Origin of the sequence: Pedobacter sp., from assembly GCF_031119335.1 — a bacterium.
In the GTDB taxonomy this organism is placed as follows: domain Bacteria; phylum Bacteroidota; class Bacteroidia; order Sphingobacteriales; family Sphingobacteriaceae; genus Pedobacter.
In genome coordinates this window covers 309,139-330,708 of record NZ_JAVHXT010000001.1, presented here as the reverse complement: position 1 = coordinate 330,708, position 21,570 = coordinate 309,139, and the positions used below count along the sequence as shown (strand labels likewise).

17 protein-coding genes are annotated in these 21,570 nt (G+C 38.4%); 11 read left to right on the top strand and 6 right to left on the bottom strand.

The window, feature by feature from the left end; all coding sequences use genetic code 11:
- Window positions 1–78: 78 nt before the first annotated feature.
- From topA to pbpC, 4 genes are all read left to right on the top strand, one after another.
- The gene (gene topA, locus REI64_RS01430) at window positions 79–2,622 is read left to right on the top strand and encodes a type I DNA topoisomerase (RefSeq protein WP_308848298.1); all 2,544 of its coding nucleotides are present in this window, start codon (window positions 79–81) and stop codon (window positions 2,620–2,622) included.
- An 84-nt stretch (window positions 2,623–2,706) separates the two neighbouring features.
- Entirely contained in the window at window positions 2,707–3,111 is a 405-nt protein-coding gene (locus REI64_RS01425) for a hypothetical protein (RefSeq protein WP_308848297.1), read from the top strand.
- 188 nt (window positions 3,112–3,299) lie between these two features.
- A complete protein-coding gene (locus REI64_RS01420) occupies window positions 3,300–8,903 on the top strand; it encodes an MG2 domain-containing protein (protein ID WP_308848296.1) in 5,604 nt (1,867 codons plus the stop codon).
- A gap of 345 nt (window positions 8,904–9,248) precedes the next feature.
- Window positions 9,249–11,615 (top strand): penicillin-binding protein 1C, encoded by a 2,367-nt coding sequence (gene pbpC, locus REI64_RS01415; RefSeq protein WP_308848295.1) that lies wholly within the window; start codon window positions 9,249–9,251, stop codon window positions 11,613–11,615.
- A 104-nt stretch (window positions 11,616–11,719) separates the two neighbouring features.
- Here pbpC and REI64_RS01410 read toward each other — a convergent pair whose 3' ends face one another.
- The 6 genes from REI64_RS01410 to REI64_RS01385 form a co-directional block, all read right to left on the bottom strand.
- Window positions 11,720–12,409 (bottom strand): lysoplasmalogenase, encoded by a 690-nt coding sequence (locus tag REI64_RS01410; RefSeq protein WP_308848294.1) that lies wholly within the window; start codon window positions 12,407–12,409, stop codon window positions 11,720–11,722.
- Window positions 12,402–13,619: a sterol desaturase family protein gene (locus REI64_RS01405; RefSeq protein ID WP_308848293.1), complete on the bottom strand. Its 1,218-nt coding sequence runs from the start codon at window positions 13,617–13,619 to the stop codon at window positions 12,402–12,404. The genes REI64_RS01410 and REI64_RS01405 overlap by 8 nt, the downstream gene beginning before the upstream one ends.
- A 54-nt stretch (window positions 13,620–13,673) precedes the next feature.
- Window positions 13,674–14,075 carry a BLUF domain-containing protein gene (locus tag REI64_RS01400; protein ID WP_308848292.1) on the bottom strand — a complete coding sequence of 134 codons (402 nt, stop codon included), beginning with the start codon at window positions 14,073–14,075 and terminating at the stop codon, window positions 13,674–13,676.
- A gap of 74 nt (window positions 14,076–14,149) precedes the next feature.
- Window positions 14,150–14,848 carry a YetF domain-containing protein gene (locus REI64_RS01395; protein ID WP_308848291.1) on the bottom strand — a complete coding sequence of 233 codons (699 nt, stop codon included), beginning with the start codon at window positions 14,846–14,848 and terminating at the stop codon, window positions 14,150–14,152.
- 41 nt (window positions 14,849–14,889) lie between these two features.
- Entirely contained in the window at window positions 14,890–15,246 is a 357-nt protein-coding gene (locus REI64_RS01390) for an MmcQ/YjbR family DNA-binding protein (protein WP_308848290.1), read from the bottom strand.
- Window positions 15,247–15,249: 3 nt separating this feature from the next.
- Window positions 15,250–16,020, bottom strand: a complete 771-nt coding sequence (locus tag REI64_RS01385; RefSeq protein WP_308848289.1) for a queuosine precursor transporter — start codon at window positions 16,018–16,020, stop codon at window positions 15,250–15,252.
- A gap of 124 nt (window positions 16,021–16,144) precedes the next feature.
- Here REI64_RS01385 and REI64_RS01380 point away from each other — a divergent pair, with 124 nt between their 5' ends.
- The 7 genes from REI64_RS01380 (at window position 16,145) to REI64_RS01350 (ending at window position 21,516) form a co-directional block, all read left to right on the top strand.
- Entirely contained in the window at window positions 16,145–17,290 is a 1,146-nt protein-coding gene (locus REI64_RS01380; protein WP_308848288.1) for a methionine aminotransferase, read from the top strand.
- Between the two features lie 19 nt (window positions 17,291–17,309).
- Complete coding sequence (locus tag REI64_RS01375) at window positions 17,310–18,110, top strand: nitrilase family protein (protein WP_308848287.1); 801 nt, start codon at window positions 17,310–17,312, stop codon at window positions 18,108–18,110.
- 8 nt (window positions 18,111–18,118) lie between these two features.
- Entirely contained in the window at window positions 18,119–19,144 is a 1,026-nt protein-coding gene (locus tag REI64_RS01370; RefSeq protein WP_308848286.1) for a N(4)-(beta-N-acetylglucosaminyl)-L-asparaginase, read from the top strand.
- A 119-nt stretch (window positions 19,145–19,263) separates the two neighbouring features.
- Window positions 19,264–20,145 carry a DUF2314 domain-containing protein gene (locus REI64_RS01365; protein WP_308848285.1) on the top strand — a complete coding sequence of 294 codons (882 nt, stop codon included), beginning with the start codon at window positions 19,264–19,266 and terminating at the stop codon, window positions 20,143–20,145.
- A gap of 20 nt (window positions 20,146–20,165) precedes the next feature.
- Complete coding sequence (locus REI64_RS01360) at window positions 20,166–20,936, top strand: copper homeostasis protein CutC (protein ID WP_308848284.1); 771 nt, start codon at window positions 20,166–20,168, stop codon at window positions 20,934–20,936.
- Window positions 20,933–21,106: a hypothetical protein gene (locus REI64_RS01355; RefSeq protein WP_308848283.1), complete on the top strand. Its 174-nt coding sequence runs from the start codon at window positions 20,933–20,935 to the stop codon at window positions 21,104–21,106. Before REI64_RS01360 ends, REI64_RS01355 begins: the two co-directional genes overlap by 4 nt.
- The gene (locus tag REI64_RS01350) at window positions 21,106–21,516 is read left to right on the top strand and encodes a hypothetical protein (RefSeq protein WP_308848282.1); all 411 of its coding nucleotides are present in this window, start codon (window positions 21,106–21,108) and stop codon (window positions 21,514–21,516) included. Before REI64_RS01355 ends, REI64_RS01350 begins: the two co-directional genes overlap by 1 nt.
- The last annotated feature ends 54 nt before the right edge of the window (window positions 21,517–21,570 follow it).

Sequence of the window (21,570 nt, the reverse complement as noted above, 5' to 3'; positions counted from 1 at the left end):
TACTTTTCTGCAAAAAAAATACTCCCAATTTTGATATTCGGGGATATTATAGTTTTATTTGCACAAAAACCCGAGTTAATGGCAAAAAATTTATTGATAGTTGAGTCTCCCGCAAAAGCGAAAACCATAGAAGGATATTTAGGAAAAGATTTTTTAGTAAAATCTAGCTATGGCCATATTCGTGATTTGGTAAAGGGCGACATGGGAATTGATGTAGAAAAGGATTTTTTGCAGACTTACGAAGTACCTGCCGATAAAAAACAGGTAGTATCTGAATTAAAAAAGTTAGCTAAGGGTGCCGAAACGGTATGGTTAGCATCCGATGAGGACCGTGAAGGAGAGGCTATTTCTTGGCACTTATTTGAAACTTTAGGCTTAAAGAAAGAGAATACCAAACGCATTGTTTTTCATGAAATTACAAAACCGGCCATTTTAAAAGCCATCGAAACCCCTAGAGGAATTGATTACAATTTAGTTTATGCACAACAAGCTCGTAGGGTTTTAGATCGCTTGGTGGGTTTCGAGCTTTCTCCCGTACTTTGGAAAAAAGTAAAACCTTCTTTATCTGCCGGTCGTGTACAATCAGTTGCGGTACGCCTAATTGTAGATAGAGAAAGGGAAGTAAATAAATTTAATGCCACTGCAGCATTTAAAATCACAGCTCAATTTACTACTGGAAACGGTAGGGAGATTGTAAAAGCAGAACTACCACAGCGTTTCGAAAAAGCAGAAGAAGCAGAAAAGTTTCTTCAAGACTGTATTGGTGCCAACTTTAAGGTGAACAACTTAGAGGTTAAGCCTGCAAAAAGAAATCCGGCTGCACCTTTTACCACTTCTACATTACAACAAGAAGCTTCCAGAAAACTGGGATATTCTGTAGCGAGAACTATGCAAATTGCGCAAAGGTTGTACGAAAATGGTAAAATCACCTATATGCGTACCGATTCGGTTAACTTATCGGAAACGGCGGTTGCTGCCGCTGCCGCTGAGATTAAATCGGCTTATGGCAACCAATACCACCAGCCAAGAGTTTACAAAACGAAATCTGCAGGTGCACAAGAAGCTCACGAGGCTATCCGTCCTACTTATTTCGACCAACATACCACCAATGGCGATGCTGCCGAAAAACGCTTATACGAGTTAATTTGGAAACGTGCTATTGCCTCGCAAATGAGCGAAGCTGTTTTCGAAAAAACTACGGTTGATATCGGCGTAAGCACAAGAAAAGAAACGCTAGGTGCAGAAGGTGAAGTATTGAAATTTGATGGTTTCTTAAAGGTATATCTAGAATCTACTGATGATGAGGATGACGAGAACGAAAACAACTTATTGCCTCCTTTAACCGTTGGTCAATCGTTAGAATTAAAAGAGATGCTGGCCACAGAGCGTTTTTCTCGTCCGCCAGCACGTTATACGGAGGCAAGTTTGGTAAAGAAATTAGAAGAGTTGGGCATTGGCCGACCTTCTACTTATGCACCAACTATTTCTACCATACAAAACAGGGGTTACGTTGTAAAAGAAGATAGAGATGGTAAAAAAAGAGATTTCCTTGCTTTCTCATTAGCTGATGGTAAAATAAGTAAACAGAAAAAATCTGAAATTACAGGTGCAGAGAAATCAAAACTTTTCCCTACTGATATTGGTGAAGTAGTTAACGATTTCTTAGTAGAACATTTCAAAGGCATTGTAGATTTCAATTTTACTGCAAAAGTAGAAAAACAGTTTGATGAGATTGCACAAGGGTTGCAAGAATGGACAGCCATGCTACACTCTTTCTACAAACCTTTCCACAATGAGGTTGAAAACACCATAGAAAATGCGGAAAGAGCCACAGGTGAGCGTTTATTAGGCACAGATCCGGCAACTGGCAAAAATGTATATACCAAAGTTGGTAGATTTGGCCCTTTGGTTCAAATTGGAGAAATTAGCGACAATGAAGAAGAAAAACCTCGCTATGCCAGCTTAACCAAAACCCAATCGGTAGGTACCATAACTTTAGAAGAAGCTTTAGATTTATTCAAACTACCTTTCCAACTGGAAGATTACCAAGGTAAAGAAGTTTCTGTAGGTTTGGGTCGTTTTGGACCTTATGTTAAATGGGGCGACACTTTTATTTCTATCCCAAAAAACGTAGATCCTTTAACCGTTGATTACGATAGAGCTGTAGCGATAATTGGAGAGAAAATAGATGCAGATGCTCCTGTTGCACATTACCAAAACCTGCCGGTTACGAAAGGCAAAGGCCGTTTCGGGCCGTTCATTAAGTGGAACGATTTGTTCATCAACGTTCCGAAGGCTTATAATTTCGATAACCTTTCGCAGAACGATATCAACGAGCTTATTAGTAAGAAAATAGAGAAAGAGAACAATCGTTTTATCCAACAGTGGGAAGAACATAAAATTGCTATCGAAAATGGTAGATGGGGACCTTTTATCCGTTTCGGCAAAGACATGCTAAAATTGGGTAACAACCCTGCCACCAAACAAAAATACACTGCAGAGGAACTAGCTAGCATCTCTTTAGATGATGTGAAAGCCTTAATTGTAGCACAAAAACCTGATGCTTTTGAAGCAAAAAAGAAAGCACCAGCGAAGAAAAAAGCTGTAGCGAAGAAGAAGTAGACAGTTTACAGTTTTGAGTTCCCAGTTTTGGATTCATAGCTGCAAACAGTTAACCAATTAACCAGTTTAAACAGTTAAACAACTTTGAAAAAAGACTTACCTAAAAATATTGTAGAAGACGTTGCCATTGCCGTGGTTTTAATGAGCGAAACACCAGAAGTAAAAAATTGGACGGTTTATCTCGTGAACTTTAAAAACGAACCTCTTACCAATGTGTTAATCACATCTAAGGGTTACGGAGAAAAAGATGGCAAACAGGTTAAAACATCATTGTTAAGACATTTTATAGGTGATGTTGCAGCGCAAGGTTCTGCAGGCGTAGAAGCTATTGACCCTGCTGTTTTCGGCTTAACCAATGAATATTGGTTGAGTTATTATATTGGCAGCACCATTTACGATAAGAAGTTTATTTTCTTACCAGAAAGCATTGTAGATACCAACTTGATTAGAATTCCTGTGTTGAATAAACCAGGGGTGATGATAAAATAGTTCATTGGTTTATTAGCTCACCGGTTCAATGGTTCATTTCATAATCAATTCGTCAATACGTAAACCCAAAAACTAAAAGTGGAAAACTGTTCCAAATTCGACGATTTTACATCTTTAAACAATATTTCTCTACTCCCAACAAATCACTAGTTTTTTCGTTATCTTCATATCTAAAGTCTATTTAGCGTATGAACCAACAAATTCCTAATAATAACGCTCCCAAACGACCTAATATTAAGGTAATCGTTATCGGTGCTCTTGTTCTAGTTGCAGTTATTGCAGGCTATTTTCTACTTAAAAAGGATAAAAAACAAGACCACACTCAATTTGCAAAATATATTGATGCTTATACTTCGGGCATTATTTCAAAAAAGAGCAACATTCGGGTGCATTTAGCAAATTCTGTGAGTAACACTACCGATCTCGGCGAAACCGACCAGAAATTGTTCGACTTCTCTCCTAGTATCAAAGGAAAAACCTACTGGATAGATGCGCAAACTATAGAGTTCCGTCCGGAAGAGAACTTAAAGCCAGACCAAAAATATGAAGCCAGCTTAAATTTGGCTAAAATCCTTCCAGTAGAAGAAAACTTAGAAGAATTTGAATTCGATTTTAAGGTCATCAAACCGGGGCTTGCTTTCACAGAAAATGGTCTAATTTCGCAGAACAATACTTCGTTAAACTTAATGAAGTTAACCGGCGAAGTAAGCACTGCAGATGCAGAAGATACCGAAAAAATCGAAAAAACATTATCGCTCAACTCTCCGCAGAAATTAAAAATCAAATGGAGCCATAATCCACAGAAACAAACCTCTACGTTTACGATAGATAGCATTCAAAAAAACAACGCCAACTTGTCGTTAAATTGGGATGGTGATGCCATTGGCGCTGATGATGACAAGGGCGAAACCTCATTAGAAATACCTGCCAAAAACGTTTTCAAAGTATTGGCAATTAAAGCAATACAACAACAAGAAGATTATGTACTCATTCAATGCTCTGAACCTATAAGCGTTACACAAGATTTAGCCGGATTGATTAATGTGGGCAGCTTAAGCGATCTAAGATTTACCATCGACGGCAGTCAAATTAAAGTGTATGCACCAGATGCTTTAGAAGGAAATTACAACGTTGTTATCAGCAATGCTATCACCAATATCAACGGTAAAAATTTAGAGGCTGCTAAAAGTGCAAACCTCATTTTCGAAAATAAAAAACCTGCGGTAACTATTGCTGGCGCTGGTACTATCCTGCCTAATTCTGGCAAATTGGTATTGCCTTTCGAAGCGGTAAACCTAAAAGCAGTAGATGTCACCATCATCAAAATTTTCCAAGATAACATCCCTCAATTCTTTCAAGTAAATAATTACAAAGAGGGAAATGAATTGCGCCGTGTCGCTAAGCCAATTCTGCAAAAAACCATTCATTTAAGTGAAGATAAGTCTTTAGATCTTCGTAAGAAGAACCGATTTACACTTGACTTAGACAAACTGATTAAGACCGAACCGGGCGCTATGTACCGTGTAAGCATCATGTTTAAGCAATCCTACGCCTTATACAACTGCGCACAGTCGAGTGATAAAGCGAGCACAGAAGCAGGTGAAGACGGTGAGTACGAGGGCTACGAGGGTTATGAGTACGGCGAAAAAATAGATGAAGACGATGATTTTTGGAACAATTACCAGAACTACTACCCTCGTGGCTACCGTTGGAACGACAGAGAAGACCCTTGTACGCCATCCTATTATACCAGCGAAAGATGGGCGCACCGAAACCTACTATCTTCGAACATTGGTCTAATTGCAAAGCGTGGAAACGATGAAAGTATGCTCGTGGTAGCTACAGATTTATTAACCGCTAAACCTTTAAGTGGCGTAAGCATAGATTTGTTAGACTATCAAAAACAAGTGCTTACCTCGGTAAAAACTGATGGCGATGGTATGGCAAACTTCGCCCTAAAAAGAAAACCTTTCCTATTGGTTGCTAAAAATGGAAATGAACGCGGTTATTTAAAACTTGATGACGGTAATTCGCTTCCCCTATCAAGATTTGATGTGGGTGGAGAAATAGTTCAGAACGGCATTAAAGGTTTTATTTACGGCGAACGTGGCGTTTGGCGACCAGGCGATAGTATCTATTTATCATTCATTTTAGAAGATAAGCTGAAGAAACTGCCACCTAACTATCCTGTAGTTTTCGAGCTTTACAATCCAAAAGGGCAATTGGTTAAAAAGCAAAGCAACACCAAACCTTTAAATGGTTTTTACACCTTTAAAACGGCGACAGAAAATACTTCGCCAACTGGCGGATGGCAAGCGAAATTTAAAGCTGGTGGTGCTACTTTCACCAAAAACCTAAAAATTGAAACCGTTACACCAAATCGCATCAAAATTAACTTTGATTTGGGCGGTAAGAAATATCTCGGCAACGGACGAGTTTCTGCGGCTACCCTATCTGCGAAATGGCTGTTCGGTACACCTGCGCAAAACCTAAAAGCGAAGGTAGATATCAATTTGAGTAAAGGCGAAACATCCTTCCCTAACTTTAAAGATTATGCTTTCGATAATCCGATTGTTCAATTTGATAATCAGTTAAAAACAGTATTTGAAGGTACTTTAAATGAAGCTGGCGTTGCTACTGTGAATACCAATTTGAATGACCAGATGGCTGCTCCTGGGATTTTAAGGGCGAACATCACCACCAAAGTTTTTGAACCTGGAGGTAATTTTAGTATCGATAACTCCAGCATCCCTTACCATGTTTACGATAACTATTTTGGTATTAAAGCACCTCAAGGCGATAAAATGACTGGAATGTTGGTAACTGGAAAAAACCACCAAGTAGATATTGTAAACGTGAACAGAGATGGTGCCTTGCTGAATGCCAATAAAACGGTTACTGTAGCGCTTTACAAAGTACAATGGCGTTGGTGGTGGGAGCAAAACAACCAAGAGAATTACGCCAATTTTACGCAAAATGAGTACAACAAGCTCATCAGATCGGAACAGGTAGAAATGCGTAACGGTAAAGCCAAATGGGATCTTAGAATTGATGAACCTGAATGGGGACGTTATTTAATTGTAGTGGGAAATGCGTACGGCGGTGGTCATTTTGCAGCCAGAGAAGTTTACATCGATTGGCCGGGATGGGCGCAACGCGAACAAGGCAATAATCCAACCGAAGCCGCAATGCTATCTTTCACAGCTAACAAAGCTAAGTACAATGTTGGCGATGAAATTACCTTAACCGTTCCATCGCCAGAAAACGGAAGGGCTTTAGTGTCTATTGAAAACGGCAGTAGAGTAGTTAAAACATTTTGGGCAGATACGAAGAAAGGTCAAACGCAAATTAGCTTTAAGGCAGAGAAGAACATGACGCCTAATGTTTTTGCCAATGTGACTTTGCTGCAGCCGCACAGCCAAACGGTTAATGATATGCCAATTAGGATGTACGGTGCTATTCCTCTAAACATAGAAAACCCTGAAACGATTTTAAAACCTCAAATTACAATAGCGAAAGAACTACGACCAGAAACAGAAAGTAGTTTGGCGGTTAGCGAAGCAAATGGTAAAGCAATGACTTATACCATCGCCATTGTTGACGAAGGTTTGTTAGATCTTACCCGTTTCAAAACTCCTGATCCTCACGCATCATTTTATGCCAGAGAAGGCTTAGGTGTTAAAACTTGGGATTTATTTGATCAGGTACTCGGTGCATGGGGTGGCAATTTGGAAAGAATTTTAAGCATTGGCGGTGATGGTGCGCTCAACAAAAACATTAACCCTGCTAAAGCAAACCGATTTAAACCGGTAGTGAAATTTATGGGACCTTTCCAATTGGGTAAAGGCGAAAAGAAAACGCATAAATTTAAGCTGCCACAGTACATTGGTTCGGTAAAAGTAATGGTTGTTGCCGCTAATGATGGTGCTTACGGAAACGCTGAAAAAGCAGTAGAAGTTAAAAAACCAATCATGTTGTTGGCCTCTGTACCGAGAGTAATTGGTCCGGGCGAAACATTTACATTACCGGTAAACGTTTTTGCTACCAATAATAACATCAGAAATGTTTCAGTAAGCTTGCAGACTAGCAATTTGCGCATTAACCAAACCAATAAGCAAAATTTAAGCTTTGCTAAAGCTGGCGATCAATTGACTTATTTTAATGTGACTGCGCCAAACAATACGGGCATTGCCAAAATTAAGATTATTGCGCAAAGCGGAGCTGAAAAAACAATTACCGATGTAGAATTGGACATCAGAAATCCAAATCCGATGGTAACGAACGTGATTTCTGCGGTAATACAACCTAACCAATCTTGGAGCAGTGATTATGCAGCTATCGGTACCGCGGGAACGAACAGTGGTAGTTTGGAAGTTTCTTCTATCCCTCCTATCAATTTAGAAAAAAGATTGGGCTACTTAATCCAGTATCCGCATGGTTGCGTAGAGCAAACTACATCTGGCATTTTCCCTCAATTGTATTTAGATAGGCTTTCGGCTTTAAGCGAACAGAAAAAAACACAAATAGAACGCAACATTAAAGCTGGAATTAACAAACTGAAAGGCTTCCAAACTACAGATGGTGGCTTAGCTTACTGGCCGGGCAACCCAACTGCCGATGAATGGGGAACCAATTATGCGGCCCATTTCTTAATTGAAGCGCAGGAAAGTGGTTATACCTTACCTGTTGGTTTATTTGATGGACTAGTTCGTTTCTTGAAAAACAAAGCAAACAATTGGACACCTAACGCAAATAATTTCTATGGTGGCGATTTAAATCAGGCTTACCGCTTGTATGTATTGGCATTGGCGAAAAAGCCAGAAATGGCTGCAATGAACAGACTTAGAGCTTTCGAGTATTTAACTGATGCCGCAAAATGGCGATTGGCAGCAGCCTATCAACTAGCAGGACAAACAGGTGCTGCAAATAGTTTAATTAGAGGTTTAGCCACGCAGGTAGAAGCTTACCAACAATTAGGTGGCACTTACGGATCGGATTTAAGAGACCAAGCAATGATAATGGAAACGTTGACCTTGATGGGACAGAAAAACCGAGCACAACAAGTAATGACTAAAGTTGCAGCTAGATTAGGCGAAGACCAATGGTACAGCACCCAAACTACTGCTTATAGTTTGCTGGCAATTGCGAAGTTCTGCGGCGAGCAAAAATCGGCTCGCAAATTGAACTTCCAATACGTATTAGATGGTGCTAAAGGTTCGGTAAACAACAATCAGTATTACAGTTCTACATCAATTAATTTTAAAGGGAATAAAGCTACTATCACCAACAAAAGCAGCGGCGTACTTTTTGCAAGGCTCATTGTTCAAGGTCGCCCAGCTACCGGACAGAATGATTTCTTGCCAAATAATCCAGATTTATTGGTGATGGATGTGAGTTACAAAAACATGAAGGGACAGGTATTAAATCCAGCGCAGCTGACACAAGGACAAGATTTTTATGCGGAGGTAACCGTGAAAAATACTGGCAGACAAGGCTTGTACGAACAGATGGCATTAACGCAAATCTTCCCTTCGGGCTGGGAAATTATTAATACGAGGCTGCACGATAATGAAGGTGCATTTACAGCATCTGCTTATGATTACCAAGACATTAGGGATGACAGGGTATTGACTTATTTCAACCTGAGGGAAAACGAGACCAAAACATTTAGGGTTTTACTCAATGCTTCTTACTTGGGTAGGTTTTATCTGTCTAATGTGCAGTGCGAAGCCATGTACGACAATAAAATTGCCGCAGCAAAAGCTGGATTTTGGGTTGAGGTGGTGAAATAATTCAGTTTAGCGATAGGCGTTTGGCGTAATAACACTAAACGCTTATCGCCTTACGCACAACCTCACTTTAAATCCTTGGCCAAACATTAGTCATTATAAACCTTACAAAACCTGCAGAAAATTTGATTAAAGTAACTATTTTTTCCATGTTCTTACCTCCTTTGGTTGTATATCAAGGGAAGAAAGAAATTGTTACCTGTGAGTTTTCAGCATTACCGTTCCCAAGTCGTCATTCCGAATTTATTTCGGAATCGTAATGCAATAAACCTATCATCGCTTTAAGATTCCCGACTATCCCGAATGGTCGGGACAAGCTGCGGGAATGACGAGAAAGAGCTTAAAAAAATGAAAAAACAACTCAAAGTAATTATTTACGTAGATATTCTATTTGCAGTATTGCTTTTGTTCTTCTGGTTTTCGTTACCTAAACCTCTTTTCATTACCCCAACTTCGTATGTATTAGAAGCTAGTAATGGCGAATTATTAAGTGCATCTATTGCAAAAGATGGCCAATGGCGTTTTCCATTAGCCGATAGTGTACCCGAAAAATTCAAGCATTGTATCATCACTTTTGAGGATAAACGATTTTACAATCATTTAGGGGTTGATTTTATTGCAGTTGTTAGAGCTATCCGTCAAAATATGCAGGCTAAATCTGTAGCCAGTGGTGCTAGTACTTTGAGTATGCAGGTGATTAGGCTATCCAGAAAAAAGCAACGTACCATTTTCCAAAAACTAGCGGAGATGTGGATGGCTGTACGATTTGAGGTAAGCTATTCGAAAGAAGAAATTTTAACTTTGTACGCGGCTAATGCTCCTTTTGGCAGCAACGTGGTTGGTTTGGAAGCTGCTAGTTGGCGATATTATGGTAGGCCCGCAGAAAACCTATCTTGGGGCGAAATGGCTACGCTAGCAGTCTTGCCTAACAGTCCTTCCCTAGTTCGTCCAGGTAAAAATGCAAGTAGGTTAATCATCAAAAGAAATAACCTGCTAGATAAATTAGTGGAGGAAAAAATTATAGATAGAGCGACTGCACAGCTTTCAAAAGCAGAACCAATACCTAGCGCTCCACTCCCATTACCACAAAATGCGCCGCATCTTTTAAACAGGTTTAAGGATGAAATGAAAGCCTTGAAGGTGAATACTACCCGAATTACTTCTACTATCGATGAGAATCTGCAAAAGGAACTCAATCGTTTAACGGCACAATACCATCAAAAATTTGCTGCTAACGGCATCAATAATTTAGCCGCTTTGGTAATCAACATTAAGAACGGCAGCGTAGTTGCTTACGTGGGTAACTGCTATCTTCCACAACAAAAAGAAATGGAAAGCCATGTGGATATGATTAGCGCTAGGCGAAGTCCGGGAAGTACATTGAAACCACTATTGTACGCAAGTATGTTAAATGACGGTTTCATTTTGCCGCAAACGTTGATTTCTGATGTTCCTACACAAATTGGCGGTTACTCGCCTCAAAACTTCGATTTGGGTTACGATGGCGCCATTCCAGCCGACAGAGCTTTAAGTCGTTCGTTGAACATTCCAGCGGTAAAAATGCTGCAACAATATAAGTATGAACGTTTTTACGATAAACTCAAGAAATTCAATTTCAGCACTTTAAACAAACCAGCCGACCATTATGGTCTGTCGTTAATTTTGGGCGGCAGCGAGGTAACTATGTGGGATTTGAGTAACGCTTATTTGGGGATGGCTAGAACTTTAAACCACTACAATGATTATCAAGGCAAGTACAATAATGCTGATTACGGTTCTGCTTATTACGTCAAAGATCAAGAAAAACCAGAAGAAGTAATAGAACCGACCTCGCTTTTAGATCACGGCACTATTTGGTCAACATTTAATGCTATGGAGGAAGTAATGCGCCCTGGAGATGAAGGTTTATGGCAACAATTCTCTTCTTCGCAACGCATTGCATGGAAAACCGGCACCAGTTTTGGTTTTAGGGATGCTTGGTCGGTGGGTTTAACGCCTAATTATGTGGTTTGCGTTTGGGTGGGTAATGCCGATGGCGAAGGCAGACCCGGTTTAACTGGCATTGAAGCCGCTGCACCTTTTATGTTTGATGTTTTCAGACTACTCCCGAGTTCTAAATGGTTCGAAATGCCTAAAACTAAATTAAAAAGAATTGCAGTTTGTAAACAAAGTGGTTACAAAGCATCTCCTATTTGCGAAACGAAACTAGTGCAATGGGTACCGCCAGTTGGCGAAAAAACAGCGTTATGTCCTTACCACAAGCTCATTCATTTAGATGCAGCTGAAACTTATCAAGTTACCAACCAATGCTATAGTGTAACTCAGATGAAACATAAAAGTTGGTTTGTTTTACCACCAACAATGGAGTATTACTACAAAACAAAAAATGCCGAATATCGAATTTTACCACTTTTTATGGAGGGTTGCCAACAAGAACAAACTGCTGTAATGGAGATGATTTATCCAAAAGCTAACGCATCCATTTACATCCCACTAGAGATTGATGGCAACCGAGGGAAAGCAGTTTTTAATGTCGCACATCGAAACAACAATGCCACCATCCATTGGCATATCGACGAAGAGTACGTAGGGACTACCAAAAACTTCCATCAAATTGCATTAAGTCCAAAACCTGGCAAGCACACATTGACGTTGACAGACCAAAATGGAGAACGATTGGTACAAGTTTTTACGGTATTGGATAAGGAGAAGTAGGCAGTTTTCAGTTGGACAACTCTCATTTTTCAGTGGGCAATTTACAGTTAACCAATTAACCAATTTAAACAATTAACCTTTGATCAATTAACCACATCAACCCATCAATTCTTCTTCACATACTTTCTTTCCACCGTTCCCATTGTAATTAGAAATTGTGCCGCCATATAAGTAGACATTACCAACAGGTCGCCAATTTCCATCCGCTCCACAAACTTATTATACGCCAAGATAGAATCAGAAACAATGAAGAAAATAGCACCCATCAATATCCAAGTAAAGCTTTTAAAATTGGTTTTGCCATATCGTAGAGCCGCCATTATTCCCATCATCGTTATTACAAAAGAATAAACCAATACTGGCACATTCATATCGCCAAGATAAGGACGTAATAGGTAGTAATAAGCTAGACAGAAAAACCCAAACACCAAAAAAATCGGGAGTACGTATCTTCTCTCAACTTCCATTTTATTGGTACTATCTAAATAAAAGGCAGCGATATAAAAAAGATGGGCAATTAAGAATGCTCCTAAACCCATCATAAAGAATAATTGATTGGTGTGCACAAACATTAAAAAAATATCGCCCAACAAAGAAAAAAACAAACCAATAATGACCTTCTTCGTAAACCTACTTTCACGTTTGATAGCAAAATAGAGGAACAACATCAACGAAATTGTAATTATCGGTTTCGTAAACAACCTAACTACTGCTAAATTATTCGTTACCGCTATCAGCTCGGCAAAAAAGATAATAGCGAAAGCAAAGGTAAACTGAGGATATTTTTTAAGCATTTCGATACTTTGATTTAATGAGAAAAAAATAGATCATCATAGAAAGATGTACGACAAGCGAACCCAAAAGCCAGATCAGTTCAAAATCTAAACGGTATAGAAAGTATAAGGTTGCTAAGCCTAATAAATACCGTAAATATTCCGCACCTACAAACCACCGCTTCTTTTCCAATAAAGCACCGCAGGTTAGCATACTTAAAACCGTAAACGAAGCAATTAGGATATTGGTTAACAAAGTTAATTTATCGAAATAAAAAAGCTGATATGAACCTAAAGCCAGTGCTACTAGAAATAACAGCACAGCATAAATCATTACCTTAAGGGTGGTTTCTGTGTGAAATTTACGATAGTTGACTACGTCAATTTCGGGAGCATATTGAAAACCTCCTAATTTTTCGGGAAACCAACCTGGAGGTTTTACAAATACTCTTATTTTATCACTAATGTTATCCGATTTTTTTGCAGTTTCAATCAAATCTTTCCAATAATGAAGGTTCGCCCAAACAGGGTTCCAACTTGCTAGAGGTTTGGTAATGCCGTAGTAAACCTCTTCTTCTTCTTTCTGAAAAGTGCCAAACAACCTATCCCAAATAATTAAAGTGCCTGCATGGTTTTTATCGATATATTTAGGATTAGAACCATGATGCACTCTATGGTGCGAGGGTGTATTAAGGACGTACTCCAAAAAACCCATACTCTTGATGGTACGGGTGTGTATCCAAAACTGATAAAGCGTATTGAACGAACTTAGGGTTAAGAAGATAATTGGATCGAAACCTATTAATGCTAGCGGCAGGTAGAAAACCCAAGAAAACCATCCCTGAAACCACGATTGCCTTAAAGCTACCGTTAAATTGTACTCCTCAGATTGATGGTGCACAATATGAGCCGCCCACAAGGCATTAATTTGATGGCTCATTCTATGGAACCAATAGTAGAAAAAATCGACCCCAATGAAAAGCACAATCCAAGTCCAGATGGTATTTGGAATTTCGAACAGCCGCCAATGCTCAAAAATGTACAGATATCCTAAAAAAAGTACCGACTTACCAAACAGCCCAACCAATTGCGAACCAATACCTTGATGGAGATTAGCTATCGAATCATTTAAACGATAATATTTGAGTTTTTTGTAGAAGGTGTAGGCCAACTCAATCCCAATAAGGATAAAGAAAATTGGCACCGACAAGGCTATATAATTGGTTTTCATTACCCTAATTTAATTATTTCCTAGAAAATTAAGGTATTAAATGAAATATAGGATTTACTTACTATTTGTCAGTAGCTTCAATAATTTTATTGCTGGCGCATTGGTAATATATGCTGTAACGTTCGGATGGGTGCAGTTTTCTAACTCGTTGATTGTGCTTAGCGTAACCTCATCAAAATCCATACTCCAATTTTTGAAATACCGCTTTTCTACCGTACCCGTTGTAACAACTTTTGTAGCAATTAGTCGCTTATCAACCTTTATAGAAGCATAAATATCTAGCACATTTTTCTCAGTACCTTCTAGCACTTGAATAAAAGTTCCCTCACAATAAATCAATTTACCAGTAACTGCTAAACTTTCGTTTCTTTCCCTAGCCTGCTTCAACAATTCATCAAAATCATTTTGATTAAACTTAAAGCTTTCTACACCGTAGTACAACAAATAAAAAATCATATACTCACAAATAACGCCGCAAATTAATGTTTTTTTATATTAAAAAGTTGAAATTACGATAGCATTGTTACGCTTTAAGTTACCCTTAAAATACTGATTGCCTTAACCCACTTATCCTTTTTACAGCACCTACACATTTGTTTTGGAGCTGGCTCAGATAATTGGGTAAGTCCGCAAAAACTGCAAGAATAATAGTCTCTGTATTTAATTTCTTGTGCCTTATTGCAAAATAAAGCTGGCAGAATTGGCAAACCATATTTCACATCATCATCTTTATAATAAAATACAGATATACTCCCATTAGTTTCTAAAATAGCTAATTTTACTTGCCCCAAATGTGAAATACCTTTCAACCTTAGCTCTGCGAAGAATTCATCTTGAGCTAAATTCTCCTTCTCAAAATTTTCAATCGCAAACCTTCCATTTTCAATTACACAAGTGCATTTCCCCTCCAGCAAAACCTCAAGTTTCTTATTTTTATTAACGAAATGAGCCGTGGCTCTATAAGCAATTATGACCACCGTAAAAACTGCAATTGCAGATACCACTCCAACTTCCTTGTAAAACATTGGATCTCCTGCGGCAGAACCTAAGCTAATAATGACAACCAATTCGAAAATGGAAAGTTGCCTTACTCCCCGCTTACCCAATACCCTTAAACCAACCAATACAACTAAGTACATGATTAAGGTACGAAACATGATTTCTGGTATAAAACTCCAGTCCTCTTCGCCTAATAAAATTTTTTCGAAATTTTTAAAGCCATCTGCCATTATACATTTTTTGGTATAAAACGCAGAAGCAGATGTTTTGTTTAAAGCGCTTTATCGCTGAGATATTTCTTCAGCAATGTTTTACTTGTTCTTTGTTTCCAAGCGGTTATCAGCAGCTCTTTCAAATCGTTTGGCGCTACGCCATCTAAATTAACCAGCATATATTTATACTTTAAAAAATGTGGTGTAATAAAGAATATATTAGAATCTTTCTGCATCCATTTTTCTCTCTCTTCGGTATAAATGACGAAATTTTCTTCGTCTTCTTTTAAACGAGCAAAGATGTTTTTGCCAGCGTAAAATGCTGGGGTATCAAAAAGCAGCCGTTCTTCTGCCTGAGGTAAATCAGCTACCACGTTTCTGATAAAAGTTAATGCCAAAATAGTTTTCTCTTCCATCAGCTATCCTCTTGCAGCCATTTTAACCATTCTACTAGACAGATCTTTACCCAAATATTTATCGATAATAGCATGAACTACATACAAAATAGGTGTCATTAGCAATGCTACGATAAACTTGTATGTATATCCTACCAAGCCAATGGCTGCTACCATTTGCCAGCTCCAGTGGTAAGCCGGATTTAAATAGAAAGCGATGAAAATCACTACGAAACTGTCAATCAATTGAGAAACTACAGTTGATCCTGTGGCTCGCAACCAAAGCGCTTTTTCTCCAGTGAACTTCTTAATACGATGGAAAATCAGTACATCTACCATCTGTCCAATTAAAAACGCAGTAATAGATCCAACAATAATCCACATCCCCTGACCAAAAATTGCATTAAAAGCATTAGGCATACTCAGTTGTTGCCCATTTACTTCTTGGGTTAACCAAAAATCTGCAGGTTCTAGTTTTATGGCCATCCAAACCACAAAAAATGCAAAGCTGATTAAAATAGCAGTTAATATGGAGAGAAAGCGTACCTGTTTTACACCAAAATACTCATTGATAATATCTGTCATGATGAAAACGATGGGCCAAGTAAGCACACCTGCAGACATATTGTAAGATAGATTAGGCACACCAAACAAATCGATATCGAACTTTTTTATCCCCAGCATACCTTCTACCGAAAATATCTTTACGCCAATAAACTCCGACATTAAGGTATTTGCAACAAAAAATGAACCTAATATCAATAGCAGTCTGCTTTCTTTGGTTTTGAATGTCATAAGAAACTAAAATAGCAAAAATAATTCAGCCACAAATGCACAGATATTCTGTTACGATAATTTATCATTTTTATCTGTGTATCTGTGGCTAATCTAAAGCTATATTTTCTTATTTTCGTATCAGATGATTACTATTAATTCTAAACTACCTACCGTAGGCACTACTATTTTTTCGGTAATGTCTAAACTTGCCGCAGACCACCAAGCCACCAATTTATCACAAGGCTTTCCAGACTATGGTACAGATGAAAAACTAACCTCTGCCATTAACCAAGCCATGAAAGATGGTTTTAACCAGTATGCTCCTATGGCTGGTTACCTTCCGTTGCGAGAAAAAATTGCAGAAAAGATGGAAAGTTTTTACAATGCAAAATACCATCCTGAAACCGAAATTACCATAACTGCTGGCGGTACACAAGCAATTTTCACAGCAATCAATACCTTCATTACCGCTGGCGACGAGGTTATTATTTTCGAGCCAGCTTATGATTGTTACGGTCCAACCATCAAATTATTAGGTGGTTTGGTAAAGCCTTTCGAACTTCAAGCTCCAGATTATAAAATTGATTGGGAGATGGTGAAAAAGCTTTTCAGTGCCAATACCAAAATGATTATCATCAATTCGCCGCATAACCCAACCGGAAGTATTTTGCGAAAAGAAGATATCGATGCCTTAATTAAACTCACAAAAGAAACCGATATCATTATTTTGAGTGATGAAGTTTACGAGCATATTATTTTCGATGGCGAGCAACATCAAAGTGTAGCTTTATATCCAGAATTAGCAGAAAGAAGCTTCATTGTAGCGTCTTTTGGAAAACTTTTACATACTACGGGGTGGAAAGTTGGCTACTGTCTAGCTCCAGCTAAACTGATGACAGAATTTAGGAAAGTACACCAATTTAATGTTTTCAGCGTTAATACTCCTATGCAAGTAGGCATTAGCAATTATTTAAAATCGAGCAACATCTATCATGAAATACCTGTCTTTTTTCAGCAGAAAAGAGATTTTTTCCAACAACTACTTAGCGAAACTAAATTTGAACTCTTGCCATGCAAGGGGTCTTATTTCCAATGTGTAAGCTACCGAAACATCAGTACCGAAAAAGACACCGAATTTGCAGAAAAATTAGTTACTGAATATGGCGTAGCAACCATTCCAGTTTCTGCTTTTTATAGTAAAAACATCGACAATAAAATTTTACGTTTCTGTTTTGCGAAAGAGAATAGCACATTAGAAAAAGCGGTAGAAAAATTAACAAAATTATAGATAGATATATCACTCGCTCATGGAACCACATTACCTCAACATCCAAAACCTAAAAGTCACCGTTTTTCAGGCCTACCTATTCTGGGAGAACATAGAAAAGAACTTGCAAAATATTGGCTTAAGATTATCGGGCGGAGTTCGAGAAAAAACCGATTTAATTGTATTGCCAGAAATGTTTAACACTGGTTTTACCATGAGGGCCGAAGATTTGGCGGAAGATATGGATGGCAGAACCATGCAGTGGATTAAAAAAACGGCAAAAGATTACGATTGTGTAGTTACGGGAAGCTTAATTATTAAAGAAGACGGCAAATACTACAACAGAATGGTTTGGGTAAAACCCGATGGGGATTGCCAACATTACGACAAGCACCATCTTTTTGGTTTAGGCGACGAAGACAAACACTTTGCTCCTGGCACCGAACCTGTAATAGTAGAATTAAAAGGTTGGAAAATTAGATTAGCTATTTGTTACGATTTACGTTTCCCTGTATGGTTGCGCAATAAAAACGCAGCTTACGATATCCTTCTATTGGTTGCTAGCTGGCCAGATAAACGTTCTTCGCACTGGAGAACTTTAATTCATGCTAGAGCAATTGAAAACCAAAGCTACGTAATTGGCGTAAACCGTGTAGGGCACGATGGCAACCAAATTTATCACAGTGGTCACTCAATGTGTATTGATCCATTAGGCAATACTATTTATTATAAACCTGAGGATGAAGACCTTTACACTTTCAGCATAAATTATCCTGAGTTAGAAAAAATTAGACGACAATTTCCATTTTTAAAAGATTCTGACGATTTTGACATCAACTAACTTAGTCGATGTATAATAGAAGGAAATTTATCCAAACCACTGCGCTATCTGCGGCGGCTGTAGCATTAAGCAAAGCCTGCACCACTAAAAGCGGCAGCGTAAACCAACCTATCGTTATCTCTACATGGGATTTTGGCGTTGCAGCAAACGCCGATGCTTGGAAAGTATTAAGCACAAATGGCAAAGCATTAGATGCTGTAGAAAATGGCGTTAAAGTAGCAGAGGCTGATGTTAAAAATCAATCTGTAGGTTACGGTGGTTTACCTGATAGAGATGGCATTGTTACCTTAGATGCCTGCATTATGGACCATTTGAGCAATTGCGGTGCTGTGCTAGCTTTAGAGCAAATTAAACACCCAATTTCTGTAGCTCGTTTAGTGATGGAGAAAACGCCACACGTAATGCTTGCTGGAGATGGAGCATTACAATTTGCATTAGAGCAAGGATTTAAAAAAGAAAATCTACTCACAGAAAGCAGTAAGAAAGCTTGGGAAAAATGGTTAAAAACTGCCAAATATTCACCAACTAGCAATATCGAAAATAAATTATACGACAACGCTCTCAAGGCTGCGCCAGAAAAACTCCCTGGCAATCAATACAACCATGATACTATCGGCATGTTGGCTTTAGATAGCCATGGAAATTTAGCTGGAGCTTGTACCACAAGCGGAATGGCATATAAATTACACGGCCGTATTGGCGATAGTCCAATTATTGGCGCTGGTTTGTACATCGATAATGAAGTTGGTGGTGCTACTGCGACTGGCGTTGGCGAAGAAGTGGTGCGCAACGTAGGATCATTCTTGGTTGTAGAGCTAATGCGACAAGGCTACTCGCCAGAAGAAGCTTGTAAAGAAGCAGTAATGCGCATCATCAAAAAGAAAAAAAATAGCACTAAAGATTTACAAGTCGGCTTTTTAGCACTCAATAAAAATGGCGAATATGGTGCTTATGCTATTCAAAAAGGCTTTTCATTTGCCGTTTGCGATAACCAAAAACAAGATTTAATTGTTAAAGGTAAAAGTCATTATTAACTCAATCCTCTAAAATCTCTTAAAAAGCACTTACGAGTATACTACAAATATATACGATAGAAATGAGAAGTCCCCTTTAGGGGATTTAGGGGTTATATCTACCTAAAAAAGAAAAACATATGGGATTATTATCTAAAATTTTCGGCAAGAAAAAAGTTGTCGACCGCGAAGGCGAGCCAAGTATGGTTTACATCGAGAACGAAGACGAAAGAATGAATTGGGCTATAGAAAAGGCCAATTTAACATTGTGGTATTTTGAGGAAAGCTTGAAAAATCCGCAACCTTACCAAGTATACTTCTCTATAAAAGTCTGCATTATGGATGGCGAAACTGGAGAACACATTTGGTTAACAGAACCTCATTTTGATGAAGATGGAAACTTATTTGGAACAGTTGGCAATGAACCCGTTGATGTAAAAACAGTTAAACTGGACCAAAAAATAGGTATCGATAGAGATTTTATTTCCGATTGGATGATTATTGAAGGCAGAAGATTGGTTGGTGGTTATACACTTAGAGCTATTAGAGATGGTATTCCTGATGATAAAAAGCATGAATTTGACCAAAGTGTAGGAATGTACATAGACGAGGGAATTGATTATTTCAAAGCTAATTTTGAAACTCCGGAAGGGGCAATACTTTCCTTAGAAAATGCTTACGATGAGCAAAATATAGACAAGGCTATAGCTTGCAAAGATTTTTATATAGAAGCAAAGCTGATGCTATCGATTTTGGATAACGATATCATCGATGAGGATATTATTAAACAAACTGCAGAAGTTTTAGAACTAAGTTTTATCAAACATACTGCAGAAGGCGAATGGCCAAATTTTAGCGATGTAAAACGTGCTTTTCCCAATAGAGAGAAAGTGAATGAAAATTACTGGATAATTACGGAGGTTTGTTGGTTTCCTGATGGAGGAAAATCTGTGCAGCGTTTAGGCACTTCTAAAACTGCTGATGGTTGGAGAGTTCTTGGTTTAGTTGATGATGCAGAATAAAATTTTGCTAATGACGGAATATGGAGCGTAACAATAAAAGCCCCTTTAGGGGTTTGGGGTTAGAAATTTGCGCTAACTCTGTAGCATCTGCCATTGCAGCAGAAAAAGGTGGCGCACATAGAATTGAGCTCTGCACTAACTTAGCTGAAGGTGGTACTACACCAAGTTACGGACAAATTAAATGGTGTGTAGAAAATTTACAGTTAGAAATTTGGCCTTTAATCCGTCCACGAGGTGGGGATTTTTTATACAGTGATGCTGAATTTGAAAGCATTTTAGAAGATATAGCTTTCTGTAAGCAGATTGGGTGTGATGGTATTGTTACCGGAGTTTTGCTAACAAACGGCAGAATAGATAAGCTACGTTGTGCTAAAATTATTGAAGCCGCCTCTCCTATGCCAGTAGCTTTTCACAGAGCTTTTGATATGAGCAATGATTTGAGTAAATCTTTGGAAACTCTCATCGATTTAGGCTTTGTTAGGGTTTTAACTTCGGGCGGAAAAGAGAACGCTTTTGTTGGTGCAAGTGAATTGGCAAAGCTAGTTTTACAAGCCGAAGAACGGATTGAAATTATGCCAGGTGCTGGTGTAAATGCTACAAATATTGCTGAAATTGCTCGAATTACAGGTGCTAAAAGTTTTCATACTACGGCTAAATCGGTTGTAGCGAGTAAAATGCAATTTAGAAACGAAGTAAGTAAAATGGGTGGCAGTGACACAGATGAGTTTAGCCATGAACAAACTGATGTTGATAAGGTAAGGGAACTATCAGAATTATTGAAAGGATTATGAAAAAGACGCTTTTAATTTCGGCGGCTACGCTACTGGTAGTAGCTAGTAATTTCGCTTTCGAGTTTCACGACACTTATTACATAGTTGATTATGCAAGTCTATTGAGAGGCATTGCGATGCTACTCGTAGTTGTTTGGCTAATATTATTCTTCACTAAACTTAAACAATAATGAGATTACTTTTGATATTTCTATTATTTCCAATTGCCGCTTGGTCGCAAAAAAATGCGCCTAGCTTTGCCAAAGGCGATTTTGCTGATGATTATGGTATCAAGTATACCATCAACGATACGCTTTGGATACAGCATCCGAATATCAAATACCATATCATTAAGTGGAATGAGAAAGAGCAATACCTAATTGCTAAAAATGGCAGCGGTCACAAAGCTGACGAAAACAAATATACCCGTATAGATTTCATGACTTTTGAAGGAATGGCACCTTGGCATTGGGGATTTTGTTTAACTTCTTATAAAGCACTGACCGATAAGGAAGCTGAACAAACTGCCGCTGCCGATAGAAAAAATCCAAGAAAAGGGTGTAATGGTTATCCGTTTTCGAGGATGAAAGTAGTAGAATAAAACCGTCGAAACGGTTGGCAAAAGACATTATTCATTAGCCTACGGTTTTAATTC